Raw genomic sequence first — 18,428 nt, forward strand, 5'->3', positions numbered from 1 at the left:
CGGGACGCCGGCGTCGGCCGATCTCGGCGGCCGCAGTGAGTCCGGCGGCCGCGGTGATCCCGATGCCCGCGGCAGGGGCGGCATGCCGGGTCAGACCGGGAGGCGCACCTCCAGCACCGGGGACTCCCGCAGACCCACCGCGTGCTCGTCGAGGGCGCGGTCGAGGTCCTGCAGCGTGAAGCGGTCCCCGGAGGCGCGCCGCGCGCCGGCGACCGTCTCGTCGAGGTGCGGGTCGGCGGCGAGCGCCGCGGCCGCCGTCCCGTGGACCTCCAGACGCAGGGTGCTGGTGCCCGCGCGCAGATGCTCGGTGAGATCGAGGCGGAAGGGAGCGTCCCACAGCACCCCGACCTGGACCCCGTCCAGGCGGACGACGGCGATCTCGCGCACGGGCCCGTGGACCTCGGCGCGGTAGCCGTGGGCATCCGCGGGGGCGGGCGCGGGCGTGCAGGGGCCCAGGTCCAGGACGACGCCCGCCCCGGGCCGCAGCCAGGCCGGGTCGATCTCGAGAGCTGCCTCGTGGACGTGCTCGGCGACCTCGGTGAGGCGCAGGCCGACCCGCTCTCTCCGGTGCGCGGCGGGCGCCGTGTCGTCGGTGTCCGGGCGGGCCGCGGCGAGGGTCTCGGCCCTCGCCGCGGCGTTCTCCACGGCATCGGCGCCGGCCAGCACGATCGCTGCGTAGGGGTGCAGCTCCACGGCGCTCAGGTCGACGGGGCGCCGGTGCCCGGTGGCCGGGTCCCAGGCCTCGTAGGCGGCGTGCTCGTCGCGCGGCCGCAGCGAAAGGGTGCGCGTGCGGGGGCCGGTGTTGGCGACGAAGTAGACGTCGCCGTCCTCCAGGCGGCGGTGGACGACGCCGATCTCCCCTCCGTCGCCGTCGAGGGCGAGGTCCGGGGCGAGCGCCGCGCGCAGGGCGGCGGCGAGGCCGCCCTCCGGGACGTGTGCGGTCGCGAGCTCTGCCATCGGCTGCGGGCCCTCGGCGGGGCCGGCCGGCGGTGTCGTGCCGGAGGCCGCGACCGCCAGGACGGCGCCGCCGGCGGCGCGGATCGCCGCGATCCGGTGCGCGGTGCCCGCCGGAAGGCGGCGGGTGCCGGGAAGGACGAGGATCGGGACCTCGGCGGGGTCGAGGGTCTCCAGGGCGCGGTCGTCGACGAGGTCGAGGTCGTAGCCGTTCTCGCGGATCGCAGCGGGGATGTCCGGTCCGATGCGGGCGGCGACGGCGCGCCACAGGTCCAGCGGCCCCGGGTTCTCGACGCGCACGTCGTCGGCCGGGACGTAGATCTTCACGTCGGCGACGCCGCGGCCCTGGCGCAGCAGCCAGCACAGGCCCGTGAGGTACCGGGTCAGCTCCGGCATCGCCGGCCACCAGGGGTTGCGGTCGTCCAGGGCGCCGGCGGCGTAGAACACCCAGCCGAGGCCGGGGGCGTCGGGCGGCGAGTACGGCCAGCCGTGGCCGACGAAGTGGGTCGAGCCGAGCAGCAGGTGCTCGTGCGCCTCGCCCTTGAGGTCCAGCGGAGTCGCCCGGAAGGACGGCGAGTGCACCCAGGTCCAGATCTCGGTGGAGACGACGTCCCGCCCGTCGAGGTGGGCGGCGGAGGTGGCCCACCGGGTCTGCGGGAGGCCCTTCCAGCCCACCCCCTCGCCCTCGATGAGGTCGACGAGCCGGTTGGTGCTCAGCTCGATGGGCGGCTCGCCGTAGCCCTGCAGGCGGAAGCGGACCCCGTGCTCGCGGGCCCATTCCTGGCAGGTGGCCACGAAGCCGTCCTCGACGAGCTCGCTGCGCGTGCGGCCGAGGTCGATGCGCAGGCGGGCCGGGTCGACGTCCGCGCCCTCGCCGGTGATCCGTGCGCCGTCCAGGACCAGCGGCAGCACCGGGAGGAGGTCGTAGCCGCGGCGCCGCCGGAACTCCTCGGGCAGGCGCGGCGTCCAGTCGGCGCCGTACACCTCGAGGCTGTCGCTGAACACGGATCCGATGAGCTCTGCGGGGACGGCGTCCAGCAGCGCCGTCCCGACGACGTCGAGGTGACGGCGGGTCGCCGCGGCGCTGAAGTGGTCCAGCACGGGCCCCTCGGCTCCCGCGGCGGCCCGCTTGACCTGCTGGCCCGTGGGGCGCGACCAGGCCAGCAGGACGCGGCGCGGCCCGCGGCCCGGCGGGATGGTGAGCGTGCCGCCGGTGCGGGGCAGCAGCTGCCAGTCGGCGGCGTCGGCGCCCTCCCCGAGGTAGGCGGCCACCAGCTCGTCCCCGGGCCAGCCCCCGTCCAGCGGCACGGCGAGGCTCTCGAGGCCGATGTCCCGGCGCTCCCAGTGCAGCCGGCGCGCGGCATGCTCGGGGCCGATGTGCCCGCCGCCGTAGGACCAGCCGCTGCCGAGGGTCACGTCGAAACGCAGCCCCAGCTCCCGGGCGGTGCGGGCCGCATGGGCGAGGGCCTCGCGATGGGCCGGCGAGAGGAAGGGGGTGGTCGTCTCCCGCAGCGGGTAGACGAAGGCGACCTCGGCGCCGCCGATCCCGGCCGCGGCCATGGCCCGCAGCTCGCGGTCGATCTCGGCGTGCTCGACCTCGGGCCCGAACCACCACCAGCGCATCATCGGCCGCGCGGAGGGGTCCGGGTCCGCGAGGCCGGCCCGGGCCTGGGCGAGGGTCACCGCGCGAGCAGGCATGCCACCTCGTCCCGCAGCACCCCGCGCAGCCAGGCGTCCGCGGGGAGGTCCTCGCCGAACACCTCGCGGACCCCGAGGAGGTTCTCGACGATCGCCCCGGCGTCGGTGCGGCCTCGGGCCAGCTGCGCGAGACGGTCCGCGATCGGGTCGTCCAGGGGGAGGTCGGAGGCCACGTAGGCCATCCAGGCGGCGACGCCGCGGGCGGCGGCCAGCGGCTCGGCGCCCGCGGTGCGACGGTCGCGGATCGTGCCGAGCAGCCGCAGCGGCAGCTTCTGGGAGCCGTCCATGGCGATCTGCACGGTGCGGTGCGCGAGCGCCGGGTTCGCGAAGCGCTCGAGCACGGTCTCCCCGTAGGCGACGAGGTCGGTGCCGTCGGGCGCGGTGAGCGTGGGGATGACGTCCTGCGCGATGAGGTCGCGGGCGGCCTGCAGCACCTGCGGGTCCGCGACGGACTCGGCGATGGTCTCGTGGCCGCGCAGCGCGCCGAGATAGGCGAGGGTCGAGTGGGCTCCGTTGAGGGTGCGCAGCTTCATCAGCTCGAAGGGCGCCACGTCCGCGGTGAGCTGGGCGCCGCCCTGCTCCCAGGCGGGCCGCTCCCCGGCGAAGGAGTCCTCGACGACCCACTGCAGGAAGGGTTCGGCGACGACGAGGCCGGCGTCCTCCAGGCCCAGGATGGCGCGGCCCTCGGTGCGGTCGGCGTCGGTGGTGGCGGGGACGATCCGGTCGACCATCGTGGACGGGAAGCGGACGTGGGCGTCCAGGAAGGCGGTGAGCTCCTCGGCCTCGGCTGCGGGGAGGGCCTCGGCGAAGTCGCGCACCAGGCGTTCCAGGACTTCGCCGTTGGCGGTGAGGTTGTCGCAGCACACGACGGTGATCGGGGCGCCGCCGGCGCGGGCGCGCCCCTGCAGGCCGCGGGCCAGCCGCCCGACGGCGGAGGCCGGCGCGGCTCCTGCTCCCCCGGCGATGTCGGCGGCCACCAGCGGGTCGGACAGGTCCAGGCGGCCGTCCGCGCGGCGCCGGTAGCCCTTCTCGGTGACGGTGAGGGTGATGATCCGCAGGGCCGGGTCCGCCAGCAGCGCATCCAGCCGGTCCTGCTGCTCGGCGGGGAAGATCACCTCCCGGACGGCGCTGATGACCTGGGCCTTCGCCCCGGCGGGCGACTTCTCCAGGACCGTGTAGAGGCCGTCCTGGGGGGCGAGCTGGCGGCGCACGGAGTCCGAGCGCTGCGTGACGCCGGTGATCCACCACGAGTCGTCGCCGGTGTCCTCCATCGCCGCCTGCGTGATGACCGCCTGGTGGGCGCGGTGGAAGGCGCCGATGCCGAAGTGGACGATCCCGGAGGGCGCGCCGTCGGCCGGCAGGTGCGAGGGCAGGACGAGGTCCTCCCGCGGAGTGAGGGTCGGCAGGGAGGTGCGGTCCAGTCGGGTCATGGGCTCGTGTGCTCCTGGAGCTCGGGGAGGGGGCTCTCGGGCGAGGAGGTCCCTCGCTCGGGATCGGGGAGGGAGATGCGCAGCTCGCCGTCGGGGCGGGCCTCGTCGATGCGGAGGGGGGCACGGGAGGTGCTGGCGCGCAGGACCAGCTCGGTCCCCAGGCGGATCGCCCCGCCGGTGCCGCCGGCGATGATCTCGCCCAGCAGGTCCACCGCCGTGCGCCCGGCCTCGCGGCGGGGCATGCGCACCGTGGACAGGGCGGGCCGGGCCATCGCGGAGAACTCGATGTCGTCCCAGCCGATGACGCTGACGTCCCTCGGGACGTCCAGCCCGAAGGTGCGCAGGCGGTCCATCAGCCCCAGCGCCATCAGGTCGTTGTAGACGATCGCGGCGCCGAGCCGGAGGGCCAGCAGCTCCTCGGCGGCCGCGGCGCCGCCGGCGGCATCGGGCTTCCGCGCTCCCAGCGGGACGACCTCGAGGCCGATCCGCGGGGCCAGCTCCGCGAGGCTGCGGCGGCGCCGGTCGTCGGAGCTGGAGGTCGCCGGGCCGCCCACGTAGCCGATCCGGGTGTGGCCGAGGGCGTGGAGATGCCGCAGGGCGGCCTCGACGCCGGGCCCCGGGTCGAGCACGACCGACGGCAGGTGCCCGTGCTCGCGGTTGACCAGCACCGTGCGGGTGAGCGAGGCGGCCTGGCCGAGCTCGTCCTCGTCCATCCGGCTCGAGCAGAGGATCACGCCGTCGACCTGCGGGGCGAGGGTGCGCACCAGCGGGAGCTCCTCGGCGGGGGACTCGTCGGTGTCGGCCAGCAGCAGCTGCAGACCGAGCTCGCGGGCGCGGGCCTGGGCGCCCTTGACCACGGCCGGGAAGAACGGGTTCAGCAGGTCCGGGACGATGAGGCCCAGGGTCGCCGTGCGCCCCGTGCTCAGCGCCCGGGCGGTGCGGTTGGGGGTGTAGGCCAGCGCCGCCGCGGCCGCCCGGACCCGTTCCCGGGTGGCCTCGCCGATGCGCTCGGACCCCTGCAGGGCCCGCGAGGCGGTCGCGACCGACACCCCGGCGCGGGCGGCCACGTCTCGCAGCGTCGTCGCCATGGGACCTCCTCGTCGGCTCGCTCGCGCGGATGCGTCATCCGGTGCATCGCCGGGTCCCGGACGGGATCCGCAAACGTTTGCACCGCCTCCATCTTGCGCGACGGGCCGGGAATGTGCAACCGTTTACGCACCGTCTCGTGCCCGCGTCCGCTCCGGCACGGACACCGCCCCGTCGAAGGAGATGGCATGACCTCGTCCCGCCCCGCGACCGCGGACTGGACCCTCCACCCCCATCGTGCCCTGCCCGCCGAGCCGGGCCTGCGCGACATCGCCGTGCGGATCTACGAGCAGACCGCCTCCCTCCCGCTGGTGTGCATGCACGGGCACGTCGAGGCCTCCGTCTTCGCCGACGACGAGCCCTTCGCCGACCCGGCCCAGCTGCTCATCGTCCCCGACCACTACGTCACCCGCATGATGGCCTCGCAGGGCATCCCCCTCGAGTCCCTGGGCGTCCCGCGCCGGGACGGCGGCCCGGTGGAGACCGACTCCCGGAAGATCTTCCGGACCTTCTGCGAGAACTGGCACCTGTACCGCGGCACGCCCTCGCGCTACTGGCTCGAGCACGAGCTGGTCGAGGTCTTCGGCGTCACGGAGCGGCCCAGCGCCGAGAGCGCCGATCGCCTCTACGACCGCATCTCCGAGTGCGTGGCGGACCCGTCCTTCCGGCCGCGCGCCCTACTGGACCGCTTCAACATCGAGATCATCTCCACCACCGACCCGGCCTCCTCGGACCTCTCCGTCCACGGCCGGATCGCCGAGGACGGCCTCGGCGAGCGCGTCGTGCCGACCTTCCGCCCCGACGGGGTCCTGCAGCTGGAGCGCCCGACGTGGCGCGAGGAAATCGCGACGCTGGCGGAGGTCTCCGGCACCGACACGAGCAGCTACGCCGGCTACCTCGACGCGCTGCGGGAGCGCCGTGCCGCCTTCGTCGCGGCGGGCGCCCGCGCGACCGACCACGGCCACCTCTACGCCGACACGCATCCGATGGATCCGGCCGATGCCGCCTCCCTGTACTCCCGCGTGCTGGGCGGCGAGACGCCGACCGCCGCGGAGGCCCGGGCCTTCTCCGCCCACATGCTCCTGGAGATGGCGGGGATGTCCTGCGAGGACGGCCTGGTCATGCAGATCCACCCGGGGGTGCTGCGCGACCACTCGACGCAGGTGTTCGAGCGGCACGGCCAGGACAAGGGCTACGACATCCCGATCGGCGCGGAGTACGCCCGCGCCGTGCGGCCGATGCTCGAGCGCCACGGGCTGGACCCGCGCTTCCGCGTCATCCTCTTCACCATCGACGAGACCGTCTACTCGCGCGAGCTGGCGCCGCTGGCCGGCGCCTACCCCTCGGTGCGCCTCGGCGCGCCGTGGTGGTTCCTCGACTCCCCGGACGGCATGCGCCGCTTCCGCGAGCTGGTCACCGAGACCGCGGGCTTCGCGAACATGTCCGGCTTCGTCGACGACACCCGCGCCTACGCCTCGATCCCGGCCCGCCACGACCTCGCGCGCCGCGTCGACGCCGGATACCTGGCGCGGCTGGTCGCCGAGCACCGCCTCGAGGAGGACGAGGCGATCGAGACCGCCGTCGACCTGGCCTACCGCCTGCCCCGGCTGTCCTACCCGAAGCCGGTGCCGGCATGACCGGCACGCCGGCCGCCGCGCTGCGGCTGCTGCACGCCGGGGACCACGTCGCGATCGCCCTGCGCGACATCGCCGCGGGCGAGCAGCTCGCCGTGGACGGCCAGGACCTCAACGTCGCCACCGACGTCCCGCGCGGGCACAAGGTCGCCGTCCTCGCGCGCGCGAACGGCGAGCCCGTGGAGAAGTACGGCCACGTGATCGGCACCGCGACGGCGCCCATCGCCCCGGGCGACCACGTCCACTCCCACAACCTCACCTTCTCCGCGCACGCCGCCACCAGCGCCGCCCAGGCCGGCTCCACCGGCTCCTGGACCCCGCCGGAGCTGCCCGAGCGCCGCACGTTCCTCGGGATCCGGCGGGAGGACGGCCGCGTGGCCACCCGCAACCACATCGCGATCGTCGCCTCCGTGAACTGCTCGGCGACCGTCGTCAAGGCGATCGCCGACCGCGTCGAGCGGGCCGGCATCCTGCCGGACACGGTCGACGGCGTGCTGCCGCTGGCCCACGACCTCGGCTGCGGGATGGCCCCCAGCGGCGAGGGCATGGACATCCTGCGCCGCACGATCCTCGGCTACGCGGACCACCCCAACGTGGGCGGCGTGCTCGCGATCGGCCTGGGCTGCGAGGTCAACCAGATGGAGCAGCTGTTCGCGGAGTTCGAGACCGGGCCGCATCGGCCCGCGCGCGACCTGCCCCTGGTGCGGATGACCATCCAGGACTCCGGCGGCACCCGCGCCACCATCGCCAAGGGCATCGAGGCCATCGAGGCCATGCTCCCCCGGGTCGCCGATGTGCGGCGCGAGGAGGTCCCCGTCTCCGAGCTGGTGCTGGGCCTGAACTGCGGCGGCAGCGACGGCTGGTCGGGGATCACCGCGAACCCCGCGCTGGGCCACGCCTCGGATCTCATCGTCGCCCAGGGCGGCACGAGCGTCCTCGCGGAGACCCCGGAGATCTACGGCGCCGAGGACCTCCTCGTCGAGCGCGCCACGGACCCCCGGGTGGCCCAGGATCTGCTGGACGTGATCGCCTGGTGGGAGAAGTACACCGAGTCCACCGGCGCGAGCATGGACAACAACCCCTCCCCCGGCAACAAGGAGGGCGGCATCACGACCATCCTCGAGAAGTCCCTCGGCGCGGTCGCCAAGGGCGGTCACGCACCGCTGGCCGCGGTGTACCGCTATGCGGAGAAGATCGACACCCGCGGGTTCGGCTTCATGGACACCCCGGGCTACGACCCGGTGTCCGTGACGGGCCTGGTCGCCGGGGGCGCGAACCTCGTCTGCTTCACCACGGGCCGCGGCTCCGCGCTGGGCAGCCGTCCGGCGCCGACCCTCAAGGTCGCCACGAACTCGGACCTGTACCGCCGGATGGGTGACGACATGGACATCGACGCCGGCGAGATGGTCGAGCACGACGTCTCGATCGAGGAGAAGGGCCTGGAGATCTACCACGCCCTGCTCGACCTCGCCTCCGGGACGCAGTCCGCGAGCGAGGAGCTGGGCTACGGGCTCGAGGAGTTCATCCCCTGGCACATCGGCGCCGTCATGTGACGGTGCCTCCGCAGCGGGCCGCAGGGCCCCGAGGACGGGAGCAGCATCCATGGAGCACCAGGAGAGAGCCCTCGCGGCCTATGTCGAGCAGGTCGCCGAGGATCCGGCGACCCTCGGCGTGGTGCTCGTCGGCTCGCTGGCCCGCGGCACCGAGCGCGAGGACTCCGATGTCGACGTCTATCTGATCGTCGACGCGGCGCGGTTCGCGCAGCTGGGCCGCGAGGACCGCTGGGCATGGACCGACCGGGTGGGAGCGGACTATCCGGGCTCCTACGTCGACGTGAAGGCGGCGAGCCCGGACTACCTGCGCACGGCGGCGGCGTCCGGGGACGATCCCACGCGCGCCTCGTTCCTGGGCGCCCGGGTCGCCTTCTCGCGCCGCGAGGAGCTCCCCGCACTGGTCGCCGCGATCCCCCGCCTGTCCGAGGACGCCTGGGCCGGCCGGGTGCGTTCGCATCTGGCGCAGGCCCACCTGCACGGCGGCTACTTCCTGCGCCAGGCCGAGCAGCGCGGGGACCCGTTCCTGCTGCAGCATGCGGGCACGCACCTGGCCCTCGCCGCAGCGCGCGCCGCTCTCGCCGCGGACCGCCGCCTGATGCCCGGGGCGAAGTACATCCACCGCCTCGTCCGGGAGGTCCCGAGCCCCGACGGGTTCGTCGAGGCCTGGGACCGGCTCCTGGCCGGCCCGTCCATCGGGACCGCCGGCCGCCTGGTGGAGATCCTCGACGAGTGGCTCGGCCCCGAGGGCGGGATGAGCGTCGACGAGTCGCTGTCGGTGTTCATCCGCGACAACGAGCTCGCCTGGCTGCGCGGGACGCTGCCGGCGGAGTACTTCTAACCAACAGCCGCACTCCACCTCTGCGCATCCGTCGGCCACCGCGTCGGAGACGTTCCCGCGGGAACGTTCCCCGGCTGAGCAGCCGCGCGCCTCAGCCTTCGGACGGCGCCGTCCACGCCTGATAGCCGCCGTCGAGGTGGCGCAGGCGTCCCTCGCGCAGGGCCCAGTCCGGGCGCAGCCGCTCCAGGGCCCGCGCCGAGCGGACCCCGCCCTGGCAGTACAGCACCACGTCGTCGCCGCGGGGCAGGGCCGCGGCGCCGCCGTCGAGCACCTGCTGCAGCGGGACGTTGACCGCGCCGTCGATCGCCCCGGCCGCGAACTCCCACGGCTCGCGCACGTCGACCAGGGTGACCTCCCCGCGCACGACGCCCTCGGACCCGGCATCGGCCCGGCCCAGCAGCTCCCGCAGCTGGGCGGCCTGCAGGGTCTCCTCCGGCGACGGACCGCCGATCCGGCAGGACGGATCGGCGGCGGCCGGGATCTCGACCCGGGTCGCGGGGGCCCTCTCCGGGTCCGGGGCGATGCGCAGGGTGCGGGTGGTGCTGGTGGCCTCGTCCCACAGCAGCAGCCGGCCCACCAGCGGCGACCCCGTCCCCGTGATCAGCTGGATCACCTGCGTGGACATGATGGTGCCGAGCAGGCCCGGCAGGGTCCCCAGCACCCCGGCCTCGGCGCAGGAGGGCGCCTCGCCGGGGGCGGGCGGCTCGGGGAACACGTCCCGGTAGTGGGCGCCGCGACCGGGCCAGAACACGCTCACCTGCCCGTGCCCGCGCAGGATCGCGCCCCAGACCACGGGGACGCCGGTGATCTCGCTGGCATCGGCCACGACGTAGCGGGTGGCGAAGTTGTCGGTGCCGTCCAGCACCACGTCGTAGCCGCGCATCAGCTCCACGACGGTGTCCGGGCCCACGCGTTCGCGGTGGATCCGCACGGCCACCTCGGGGTTGATCCGGGCGACGGCCGCGGCGGCGGAGTCGGCCTTGGGCCGGCCGAGGGCGTCCATCCCGTGCACGACCTGCCGGTGCAGGTTGGTGACGTCCACGAGGTCGTCGTCGACGATCCCGAGGGTGCCGATGCCGGCGCCGGCGAGGTACTGCAGCGCCGGCGACCCGAGCCCTCCGGCGCCGACGACCAGCACGGAGGCGGCGCGCAGGCGGCGCTGCCCCAGGGTGCCGATCTGGGCGAGGGTGATCTGGCGGCGGTAGCGGGCGATCTGCTCGGGCGTCAGCTCCGGGCCGGGCTCGACCAGCGGCGGCAGCTCCGCTCCGTCGGCGCTCACAGGGACTCCGCCTCGCGGCTCGTGCCGGCGGTCTCGATGATCCCCTCGAAGCTCGAGGAGGCCAGCGCCAGCTGCCGCCGCGGGATCCGCCCCGCGCGGGCGGCCTCGCGCCCGCCGCGGACGGCGAGGTCCATCGCACGGGCCATCGCCTCCGGGTCCTGCGCCCGGGTGACGGCGCTGGCGACGAGCACCGCGGAGCAGCCCAGCTCCATGGCCTGCGCGGCCTCGCTCGCGGTGCCGATCCCGGCATCCAGCACCACCGGCACCCCGGCGCGCGCGGTGATCAGGGCGATGTTGTGCGGGTTGAGAATCCCCAGCCCCGTGCCGATCGGGGAGCCCAGCGGCATCACCGCGGCGGCGCCCGCCTCCTCCAGCTGGCGGGCGAGGACCGGGTCGTCGGTGGTGTACGGCAGCACGGTGAATCCGCGGCGCACCAGCTCCTCCGTCGCCTCGAGCAGCTGCACGCCGTCGGGCAGGAGGGTGTCCTCATCGGCGATGACCTCGAGCTTGACCCAGTCGGTCTCGAGGGCCTCCCGCGCGAGCTCTGCGGTGAGGACGGCGTCGCGGGTGCTGTAGCAGCCGGCGGTGTTCGGCAGCGCCATGATGCCCAAGCGCTGCAGCAGGGCGAACACCGAGGTGCCGGCATCGGCGGAGAAGCGGCGCATGGCGACGGTGGTCAGCTCGGTGCCGGAGGCGATCAGCGCCCGCTCGAGCGCGGCGAGGTCGGTGGCGCCGCCGGTGCCCATGATGAGGCGGGATCCGATGGTCCTCCCGGCGATGACCAGCGGGTCCGCGGCGGCTCCCGGCTGCGCGGGGGCGGTGGTCGAGGGCGCGGCGGCGGGGGCGGCGGTCGCCGGGGTGGGGGTGTCGGTGGTGGTCATGCTCAGCCTCCTTGGACGGCGGTGACGAATTCGCAGCGGGCGTCGGCGGCGAGCGCCGTGGCGGCCCAGCGGCTGCGGGGGACGACGGTGTCGTCCAGCGCGACGGCGACGCCGAGCGCGCGGCCGTCCAGGGCGCGGCCGTCCTCGCCGACGGGGTGGCCGATGCGGTCGGCGACCAGGTCGCGGACGGTCCAGCCGGCCGGGACCTCGGCGGGCTCGCCGTTGATGGTCACGGGGATCATGCGGGCTCCTTCGTGAAGCGCTCGGGGCGGACGGCCGCGGGCAGGGACGCGTCGCGGCCGTCGATGATGTCGGCGGTGCGCTCGGCCGCCCAGGCCGAGAGCAGGATGCCGTGGCGGTGGTAGCCGGTGGAGACGATCACCTGCTCGTGGCCGGGGACGGGCCCCAGCAGCGGCAGGTCGTCGGGGGTGCCGGGGCGGTCGCGGGCGGTGACCTCGACCAGCTCCGTCTCGCGGATCGAGGGGAGGATCTCGGCGCTGTCCTGGATCAGCTGCAGCACCCCGCCGGTCGAGGGTCCCTGCAGCGTGTCCTCCCGGCTGGTGGCGCCGAGGACGATCCCGCCGCCGTCGCGCGGCACGCAGTACACGGCACGGCCGCGGACGATCGCCCGGACGGTGCCGGTCAGCAGATGCTCCTCCCCCGGCATGAGCAGGGACGAGGGGACGCGCAGGCGGAGGATGTCGCCGCGCACGGGACGCAGCGCGAGGTCGAGCTGCTGATGCGGTCCCGCGATCGCCGGCGCCCCGAGCCCGGCGGCCAGGACGATGCGGTCGGCGGGGACGGCGTCCAGGCCCGGGACGGCGCCGATGCGCAGGCGCACCCCGTGGGCCTCGAGGGCCGCGACCACGGTGCGGGCCAGGGTGCGCGGGTCGACCTGGTGGTCGCTGCCGATGCGCACGGCGCCGGCGATGCCGCGGGCCAGCGCCGGCTCGAGGCGGCGCGCCTCGCGGGGCAGCAGCTCCTGCACCTCGGCTCCGGCGCGGCGCTGCAGGACGGCCAGGTCGTGCAGGGCCGCGAGGTCGGCATGGTCGCGACCGACCACCAAGGTCGGGTCATCCCGGTATCCGGCGGATCGCGCCGTCGCCGGCCGGGAGAACTCGCGCGTCAGCTCGGGAAGCCGGGCGGCGAGGCGCCGATGGGCGAGGGCCGCCTCGCGCATGATCCCCCACAGCGGCCCCTGACCCACCTGCACCTCGGCGGCGGGGGCGAGCATGCCCGCGGCGGCGTGGGTGGCGCCCTCGGCCACCCCGGTGGAGCGGACCTCGACCTCGTGGCCGCGACGGCGCAGCTCGAGCGCGGTGAGCAGACCGACGATCCCCGCGCCGATGACGACGACATGCACGTGTGCGATTCCTCCTGACGGCGGCATGACCCGCATCCAGTCGTAGTGGTCGGCGCCTGACGCCCTCTCAGCCCGTTCCTCCGGGCTCCCACGGAACGTCCGCGAGTGTACCTGTGGGACGCTATGACCATGAGTGCTGACCAGCTGACGGGCGCGGAGCCCCAGGACATGCCGGGGGTCCCCGCCCCCGCCCCGGGCACGGAGGAGCCCGCCCCGAGCACGGCGCAGTCCGGCGCGGGGACGGAGGAGCCCGGCGCGGGGACGGAGGAGCCCGGCGCGGGGACGGAGGAGCCCGGCGCGAGCACGGCGCAGTCCGGCGCGGCGGCGACGGCGGCGGCCCGGCGACGGGCGGTCTCGCCGGAGGGCGCCCGGCGTCGCGGCCGGCTGACCCGCGCCCGGCTGTACGTGTGCGTGGACCTCTCGCGCGGCCTCGAGGAGCTGCTCGCCTTCGCCGAGGCCGCCTTCCGCGGCGGCGTGGACATCCTGCAGGTGCGCGACAAGTCCGCGGAGGCGCGCGCCGAGGTGGAGGCCCTGCGGGCCCTGCGCCCGATCGCGGACCGTTTCGGGGCGCTGCTGGCGGCCAACGACCGGGCCGATGTCGCGGTGCTCGCGGGCGTCGACGTGCTCCACCTCGGGCAGGGCGACCTGACCACGGCCGATGCCCGATCCCTGGTGGGTCCCGACGTGCTCATCGGCCGCTCCACGCGCACCGAGGAGCAGATGCGGCAGGCGCACGACGACCCGGGGATCGACTACTTCTGCACGGGGCCCGTCTGGGAGACGCCCACCAAGCCGGGCCGCGCCGCGGTGGGCCTGGCGCTGCCGCGCGCCGCGGCCGAGCACCGCGACGCCGCCGCGCATCCGACGCCGTTCTTCGCGATCGGCGGCGTGGACCTGGACCGGGTGCCCGAGGTGCTCTCCACCGGCGCCGACCGCATCGTGGTGGTCCGCGCCGTCACCGAGGCCGAGGATCCGGAGGCCGCGGCCCGGGCGCTGCGCGCGGCCGTCACCGGGGCCTGACCCGGACTGCGGGGCTCAGCGCTCCCGCAGGCGGCGGGCCATGCGGTCCATGCTGGCGTGGGCCTCGGCCAGCCCCACTTTGTTGAGATGCCCGTGCGGGACGCCGCGGCTGAGCGCGAGCTCGACCTCGACCCCGGCGGCCTCGAGCTGCTGGGCATAGGCGCGACCGCTGGGGCGCAGCCCGTCGAACTCGGCGACGTCGATCAGCGTCGGCGGCAGATGGTCGTGCCGCGCCGCGAGGGCCGGGAACTCGTAGCCGGTCGCCTCGCTGCGGGGACGGCCGGTGTAGGTCTCCCCCATCACCGCGACGGACTCGGCGGGGAACCCGCCCAGCGGGGCGCAGGCCGCCAGCGCCGCGGCCTCCTCCGCATCCGGGGCCGGCATCTCGATGTGCGCGACGGGGTACATGAGGAAGGACTGCCACGGCGGCGCGCCCTCGTCGGCCAGGCGCAGGCTGAGGCAGGCGGCGAGGTCGCCGCCGGCGCTCGCCCCGCCCACGGCGATCCGTGCCGGGTCCGCCCCCAGCTCCGCGGCGTGCTCGCGCACCCAGGTGAAGGCGGCGTGCACGTCGTCCAGCGGGATCGGCGCGTGGATGCCCGTCTCCCCGTCGAGGTTCGGGGCGGGCCTGCCCGAGGGCTCGTCGCACAGGCGGTAGAACACGGAGACGACCACGGCGTCGGCGCGCCCGGCCACGCCCCGGGAGACCTCGTGGGCCTCGGGCATGTCGAGGTCTCCGTGCTGGAAGCCGCCGCCGTGGATCCACACCAGCGCCGGGCGGGCGGGGGCGGTGGCGGCATCGGCCGCCTCGACCGCGTCCCCGGAGGCGCGCGGGGTGTAGATCCGCACCGGCACCCGGCCGTGCGGTCCGGGCAGGTCGCGGTCGACGATGTCGAGGTCCCAGCTCTCCGGCGCGCCGAAGGGCGCGCGCCAGGCGGCCTCGGCCTCGGGCGACAGGGCGTCCTCGGGGCCGAGGCCCTCGAGCAGGTGGGCGCGGGCGGCGAGCTGCGGCGCCCAGGCGGCGTCGGCGGCAGGGGACATGAGAGGGCTCCCGGGGTCGAGGGGGCGGTGGGGTCAGGACGGGCCCGGCCGCGTCAGGGAGAGTCGCGGCCGGACCGGGGCAGGGCAGGGCAGGGCAGGGCAGGTCGGTCAGGGAAGATCGCGGACGGTGATGCGGAAGGCACGCGTCAGCGGCTGCTCGGCGGTCGTGGTGACCGGGCTGTCCCAGGCGATCGCCGATCCCAGGCCGGGGTACCCGGCCACGCGCACGAACCACGGGTCGTCGTGCTCGTCGAGGTGCTCGATCCGCACCGCGAAGCGTCCGCCGGTGGCGGCCGTGCCGCACAGCTCCACCCACGGGGCACGGGCGCCGTGGACGGCGTCCTCCCCGGTGAGACGGCCGCCGTCGGGGCCGGGCACGGCGACGGTCGCCTCGGCCAGCGGGGCCAGGCGCAGGAACAGGCCGCCGTATCCGCCGCCCTCGCGGCCGTGGCTGCCGGGGCTGCCCAGTTCCATGGCCTCCGCGCTCACGGGGCGCAGCTGCGAGGTCAGCTCCACGCTCCAGCCGCCCTCGACGGGCGCGAAGACGTGGGTGCGGGTCTCCTCGAGCTCCACGCGCGGTCCGGGCCCGTCCGAGGGAGCGGAGCCGCCGGAGGCATCGGCCGCAGTGACATCGGCCGCGGAGGTATCGGCCGCGGGCTCCGGGCCCCGCCAGCGCAGGCGCTGCGTCCAGGCGGTGCCGTCGGCCGAGGTCTCCTCGAAGGCCTCATGGGCGATGGTGCCGTGGTCCTCGCGCCAGATGTACCCGGCGCCCTCGACGTAGGTGCGCCCGCCCCAGAAGTTGACGTCCGCGACGTCCTGGATCACCACACCCAGGCCGTTGTGCCAGTCGTGGTCGGCCGGGTGCGCGTCCGTGATCACGGTCCCGCCGAGGGTGCGCAACGGGTGCAGGTAGGGGCGCGGGCTCGACCGCGGGATGATGTCGCTGCCGTCCACGAGCACGGCGATCTCGGACCCGGCGATCTCCTGGGTGCGCAGCACCCGGCGCGGGGACCAGCGGTGGACGGCCGAGGCGTCGCCCCAGGGGGCGCCGACCTCCGCGAACGGAGCCCCGGAGTCGAGAGCCGCGGTCATCCACGCCTCGACGTCCTCGACCACCGGATGGGCCGCCGGCCCCTCCCCCACCCAGGTCACGTGCTCGGGGCCGATGGGCGTGGGATCCGGGACGGACTGGGTCGCATCGAGCACCGCGGTGAACGCGCTGGTGGACTCCAGCGGGCATAGCAGCGGGACGGAGGCGTCCCGCACGTGGCGCAGCAGGTTCTCGACCAGGGAGATCCGCTCGTAGTCCTCGCGGCGGGCGGCGGCGCCGATGTCCGCGGCCGCGACCCCGGCGGGCACGATCTGCGAGGGCACGACCTGCGCGGGGCCGATCTCGGCGCGGTCGGCGGTGTAGTACAGGCGGGCGCGGCCGCGCTCGGCGACGACCTCGACCCACGGGTCGGACTGGTCGGGGGCGGTGGTCACCAGGGCGCAGTGCACGGGCGGCAGGTCCGACTGCGCCGGCAGGATGCCCAGGTAGGTGGTGTCGTCCGCCTCGATGTCATGGGCATGGCGCAGCTCGGTGGTGACCTCGGCGATCTGGTCGGCGCGATCGATCCCCGCGACGGTGAGCGCGGCGTGGACGCCGTGGGCCAGCGGGTTCGTGGCCACGCCGTCGGCCACCCGCTCCCCGCCCAGCCGCCGCAGGCCGGCCCAGCGGCTGCGGGAGTAGTAGGCGCGGTCGCGCTGCCAGGCGCCGTAGGCGGTCACCCGCAGCACCCGTCCCAGCTCGCCGCCGCGCACGATGCGACGCAGGCGGTCGATGCCGCCACCCCCGCGGGCCTGGAAGCCGACCTGCACGGAGCGCCCGGCCTCGCGGGCGGCGCGCAGCAGCTGCCAGTGCTCGGCCAGGGATCGCACCGGCGGCTTCTCCAGCAGCACGTGGCAGCCGGCCGCGAGCGCCTCGAGGGCCATCGCCATGTGGGTGGTGATCGGGGTGGCGATGATGACGACCTCGGGAGCCCGCTCGCCGGGCAGCTGCTCGAGCAGCTCGCCGAGGGTGAGGAACCACGGGGCGGTGACATCGGCCTCCGGCTCGGCGACGTCCACGACGCCGACCAGCTCCGCCAGCCCCTCGGAGATCTGCTTCTGCAGGCCCTGGAAATGCACGCGCCCGAAGCCGCGGGTGCCGACCAGCGCGACGCGCACGGCGCTCATGCGCGGGCGCCGTCGGACTCGAGGGCCTGCTGCGCGGCTCCCTCCGGCGCGGCCGGCGCGCCCGCCGAGCGCTCCGCGGCCGCGGCGGCGGCCGCGCGCAGGTCGATGCCGAGGAAGTCGGTGACCTCCACCGGCGCGCCCGTGGCCAGGGACTCGTTGCCGCAGATGCCGACGGAGATGGCGCGCAGCCCGTCGGTCCAGTCGGCGGCGCGGCCCAGCGGGTCGTGCTGCCGGCCGCGGAAGACCTCGGCCAGCATGAGCGCGTCGCCGCCGCCGTGGCTGCCCTCGCCCTGGACGATCTCGACCTCCTCGGCGGCCTCGAAGTGGCGCTGGACGATGAGCCGCTCGCCCTCGGCGCGCACCTGCGCACCGGTCTCCACGCGCACCGCGCTGGGGTCGACGACCTTGCTGCCGTCGTCGGTGGGGATCACCTCGGCGCGCTCGACGACCTCGAGCTCGGCGCGGCCCTCGGTGCCGTTGACGTGGACGCGGTAGCCCTCCCAGGGGCTGTGGGCGTTCAGCGCATAGGTGAGCACCGCACGGCTGTCGAAGTCGACGATCGCGGTGAGGTTGTCCTCGGTGGTGATCCCCGCGCCGAACACGGACTGGTCGCGGCGGTAGCCGTCGTGCTGCTCCTGCTCGAGGTACAGCGCCCGCAGGCGCTCGTCCCCGCGCAGGTCCAGCTCGAAGGGGGTGTGCTCGCCGTCGTGGGTGCCGCGCTCGGCCCCGAGCTCCTGGCCGCGCTCGCGGGCGTTGTCCTCGCCGTAGAAGCGCAGGCCGCCCCGGGCGTACACGCGGGAGGGGACGGCGTCCAGCCACCAGGAGGCGAGGTCGAAGTGATGGCTGGCCTTGTGGATGAACAGGCCGCCGCTGTTGGTCTTGTCCCGGTGCCAGCGGCGGAAGTAGTCCGCCCCGTGGGAGGTGTCCAGCACCCACTCGAAGACCATGGAGACGGGGGTGCCGATCCGCCCCGAGGCGATCACCTCGCGCAGCGCGCTGTTGCGCGGGCTGTAGCGGTAGTTGAAGGTCACCACGACCTCGCGCCCCGTGCGCCGCGCCGCCTCCTCGATGGCGCGGGCGCTCGGGGCGTCGATGGTCAGCGGTTTCTCGACCACGACGTCGGCCCCGGCCTCGAGGGCCCGCACCACGTGCTCGGCGTGGCAGCGGTCGATCGAGGTCACGATCACCCGGTCCACCCGCTGCTCGCGGATCACGTCCTCGAGATCCTCGGGGGCGGCGAGGACCGCCTCCTGGAACGCCGCGTGCTGGTCACGGTGCCAGGCGGCGCGCCCGGGGTTGATGTCGATGAGAGCTACCAGGTCGGCGACCTCGGCGTGGTCGCCGGCGATGGCGTTCATGTACATCTGGGCGCGGTGTCCGGTGCCGATCACGGCATAGCGGGTGGTCATGAGGGGAATCCTTCCGGGGATCCGAGGT

The 18,428-nt window shown here is 75.4% G+C and carries 14 protein-coding genes and 1 riboswitch; of the genes, 4 read left to right on the top strand and 10 right to left on the bottom strand.

Annotation, left to right across the window (positions count from 1 at the left end):
* Window positions 1–90: 90 nt before the first annotated feature.
* From ABD234_RS15910 to ABD234_RS15920, 3 genes are read right to left on the bottom strand one after another with little or no spacing between them, the layout of a single operon-like run.
* A complete protein-coding gene (locus ABD234_RS15910) occupies window positions 91–2,652 on the bottom strand; it encodes a glycosyl hydrolase (RefSeq protein ID WP_344358297.1) in 2,562 nt (853 codons plus the stop codon).
* Window positions 2,634–4,082, bottom strand: a complete 1,449-nt coding sequence (locus ABD234_RS15915) for a mannitol dehydrogenase family protein (RefSeq protein ID WP_344358300.1) — start codon at window positions 4,080–4,082, stop codon at window positions 2,634–2,636. The genes ABD234_RS15910 and ABD234_RS15915 overlap by 19 nt, the downstream gene beginning before the upstream one ends.
* Window positions 4,079–5,170: a LacI family DNA-binding transcriptional regulator gene (locus tag ABD234_RS15920; protein ID WP_344358302.1), complete on the bottom strand. Its 1,092-nt coding sequence runs from the start codon at window positions 5,168–5,170 to the stop codon at window positions 4,079–4,081. The genes ABD234_RS15915 and ABD234_RS15920 overlap by 4 nt, the downstream gene beginning before the upstream one ends.
* A gap of 186 nt (window positions 5,171–5,356) precedes the next feature.
* Between ABD234_RS15920 and uxaC the strand changes: the two genes are divergently transcribed.
* Genes uxaC through ABD234_RS15935 form a run of 3 tightly spaced genes read left to right on the top strand, consistent with a single transcriptional unit; the run spans window position 5,357 to window position 9,193 of the window.
* A complete protein-coding gene (uxaC, locus tag ABD234_RS15925) occupies window positions 5,357–6,805 on the top strand; it encodes a glucuronate isomerase (RefSeq protein ID WP_344358306.1) in 1,449 nt (482 codons plus the stop codon).
* Window positions 6,802–8,355 carry a UxaA family hydrolase gene (locus ABD234_RS15930; RefSeq protein ID WP_344358309.1) on the top strand — a complete coding sequence of 518 codons (1,554 nt, stop codon included), beginning with the start codon at window positions 6,802–6,804 and terminating at the stop codon, window positions 8,353–8,355. The genes uxaC and ABD234_RS15930 overlap by 4 nt, the downstream gene beginning before the upstream one ends.
* Window positions 8,356–8,404: 49 nt before the next feature.
* Entirely contained in the window at window positions 8,405–9,193 is a 789-nt protein-coding gene (locus ABD234_RS15935; RefSeq protein ID WP_344358312.1) for a nucleotidyltransferase domain-containing protein, read from the top strand.
* Between the two features lie 91 nt (window positions 9,194–9,284).
* On the opposite strand, the gene ABD234_RS15940 is transcribed toward ABD234_RS15935, so the two are convergent.
* The 4 genes from ABD234_RS15940 to thiO all read right to left on the bottom strand — a co-directional run bounded on the left by ABD234_RS15940 (window position 9,285) and on the right by thiO (window position 12,716).
* Window positions 9,285–10,472, bottom strand: a complete 1,188-nt coding sequence (locus tag ABD234_RS15940) for a ThiF family adenylyltransferase (RefSeq protein ID WP_344358315.1) — start codon at window positions 10,470–10,472, stop codon at window positions 9,285–9,287.
* Window positions 10,469–11,218 (bottom strand): thiazole synthase, encoded by a 750-nt coding sequence (locus tag ABD234_RS15945; RefSeq protein WP_425546800.1) that lies wholly within the window; start codon window positions 11,216–11,218, stop codon window positions 10,469–10,471. The genes ABD234_RS15940 and ABD234_RS15945 overlap by 4 nt, the downstream gene beginning before the upstream one ends.
* A 137-nt stretch (window positions 11,219–11,355) precedes the next feature.
* Window positions 11,356–11,595: a sulfur carrier protein ThiS gene (gene thiS / locus ABD234_RS15950; RefSeq protein WP_038370637.1), complete on the bottom strand. Its 240-nt coding sequence runs from the start codon at window positions 11,593–11,595 to the stop codon at window positions 11,356–11,358.
* Window positions 11,592–12,716 carry a glycine oxidase ThiO gene (gene thiO / locus ABD234_RS15955; RefSeq protein ID WP_051486471.1) on the bottom strand — a complete coding sequence of 375 codons (1,125 nt, stop codon included), beginning with the start codon at window positions 12,714–12,716 and terminating at the stop codon, window positions 11,592–11,594. Before thiO ends, thiS begins: the two co-directional genes overlap by 4 nt.
* Window positions 12,712–12,818: riboswitch (TPP riboswitch) on the bottom strand. (Overlaps the previous gene by 5 nt.)
* Window positions 12,819–12,845: 27 nt before the next feature.
* Here thiO and thiE point away from each other — a divergent pair.
* Complete coding sequence (gene thiE, locus ABD234_RS15960) at window positions 12,846–13,736, top strand: thiamine phosphate synthase (protein WP_344358322.1); 891 nt, start codon at window positions 12,846–12,848, stop codon at window positions 13,734–13,736.
* A 15-nt stretch (window positions 13,737–13,751) separates the two neighbouring features.
* On the opposite strand, the gene ABD234_RS15965 is transcribed toward thiE, so the two are convergent.
* The 3 genes from ABD234_RS15965 to ABD234_RS15975 all read right to left on the bottom strand — a co-directional run bounded on the left by ABD234_RS15965 (window position 13,752) and on the right by ABD234_RS15975 (window position 18,400).
* Window positions 13,752–14,774 (bottom strand): alpha/beta hydrolase fold domain-containing protein, encoded by a 1,023-nt coding sequence (locus tag ABD234_RS15965; protein ID WP_344358325.1) that lies wholly within the window; start codon window positions 14,772–14,774, stop codon window positions 13,752–13,754.
* 108 nt (window positions 14,775–14,882) lie between these two features.
* Window positions 14,883–16,991, bottom strand: a complete 2,109-nt coding sequence (locus ABD234_RS15970; RefSeq protein WP_344358328.1) for a DUF6807 family protein — start codon at window positions 16,989–16,991, stop codon at window positions 14,883–14,885.
* The gene (locus ABD234_RS15975) at window positions 16,988–18,400 is read right to left on the bottom strand and encodes a Gfo/Idh/MocA family protein (protein ID WP_344358330.1); all 1,413 of its coding nucleotides are present in this window, start codon (window positions 18,398–18,400) and stop codon (window positions 16,988–16,990) included. Before ABD234_RS15975 ends, ABD234_RS15970 begins: the two co-directional genes overlap by 4 nt.
* Window positions 18,401–18,428: the final 28 nt, after the last annotated feature.

This window comes from Brachybacterium phenoliresistens (assembly GCF_039530785.1).
GTDB classification, from domain to species: Bacteria; Actinomycetota; Actinomycetes; order Actinomycetales; family Dermabacteraceae; genus Brachybacterium; species Brachybacterium phenoliresistens.

Excerpts from the sequence above, each read along its gene's own strand:
- thiE (WP_344358322.1), top strand. The coding sequence starts at position 12,846 with ATGAGTGCTGACCAGCTGACGGGCGCGGAGCCCCAGGACATGCCGGGG.
- uxaC (WP_344358306.1), top strand. The coding sequence starts at position 5,357 with ATGACCTCGTCCCGCCCCGCGACCGCGGACTGGACCCTCCACCCCCAT.
- thiS (WP_038370637.1), bottom strand. The coding sequence starts at position 11,595 with ATGATCCCCGTGACCATCAACGGCGAGCCCGCCGAGGTCCCGGCCGGC.
- ABD234_RS15965 (WP_344358325.1), bottom strand. The coding sequence starts at position 14,774 with ATGTCCCCTGCCGCCGACGCCGCCTGGGCGCCGCAGCTCGCCGCCCGC.
- ABD234_RS15920 (WP_344358302.1), bottom strand. The coding sequence starts at position 5,170 with ATGGCGACGACGCTGCGAGACGTGGCCGCCCGCGCCGGGGTGTCGGTC.
- ABD234_RS15915 (WP_344358300.1), bottom strand. The coding sequence starts at position 4,082 with ATGACCCGACTGGACCGCACCTCCCTGCCGACCCTCACTCCGCGGGAG.
- ABD234_RS15930 (WP_344358309.1), top strand. The coding sequence starts at position 6,802 with ATGACCGGCACGCCGGCCGCCGCGCTGCGGCTGCTGCACGCCGGGGAC.
- ABD234_RS15945 (WP_425546800.1), bottom strand. The coding sequence starts at position 11,218 with ATGGGCACCGGCGGCGCCACCGACCTCGCCGCGCTCGAGCGGGCGCTG.
- ABD234_RS15970 (WP_344358328.1), bottom strand. The coding sequence starts at position 16,991 with ATGAGCGCCGTGCGCGTCGCGCTGGTCGGCACCCGCGGCTTCGGGCGC.
- ABD234_RS15910 (WP_344358297.1), bottom strand. The coding sequence starts at position 2,652 with ATGCCTGCTCGCGCGGTGACCCTCGCCCAGGCCCGGGCCGGCCTCGCG.
- ABD234_RS15935 (WP_344358312.1), top strand. The coding sequence starts at position 8,405 with ATGGAGCACCAGGAGAGAGCCCTCGCGGCCTATGTCGAGCAGGTCGCC.
- ABD234_RS15975 (WP_344358330.1), bottom strand. The coding sequence starts at position 18,400 with ATGACCACCCGCTATGCCGTGATCGGCACCGGACACCGCGCCCAGATG.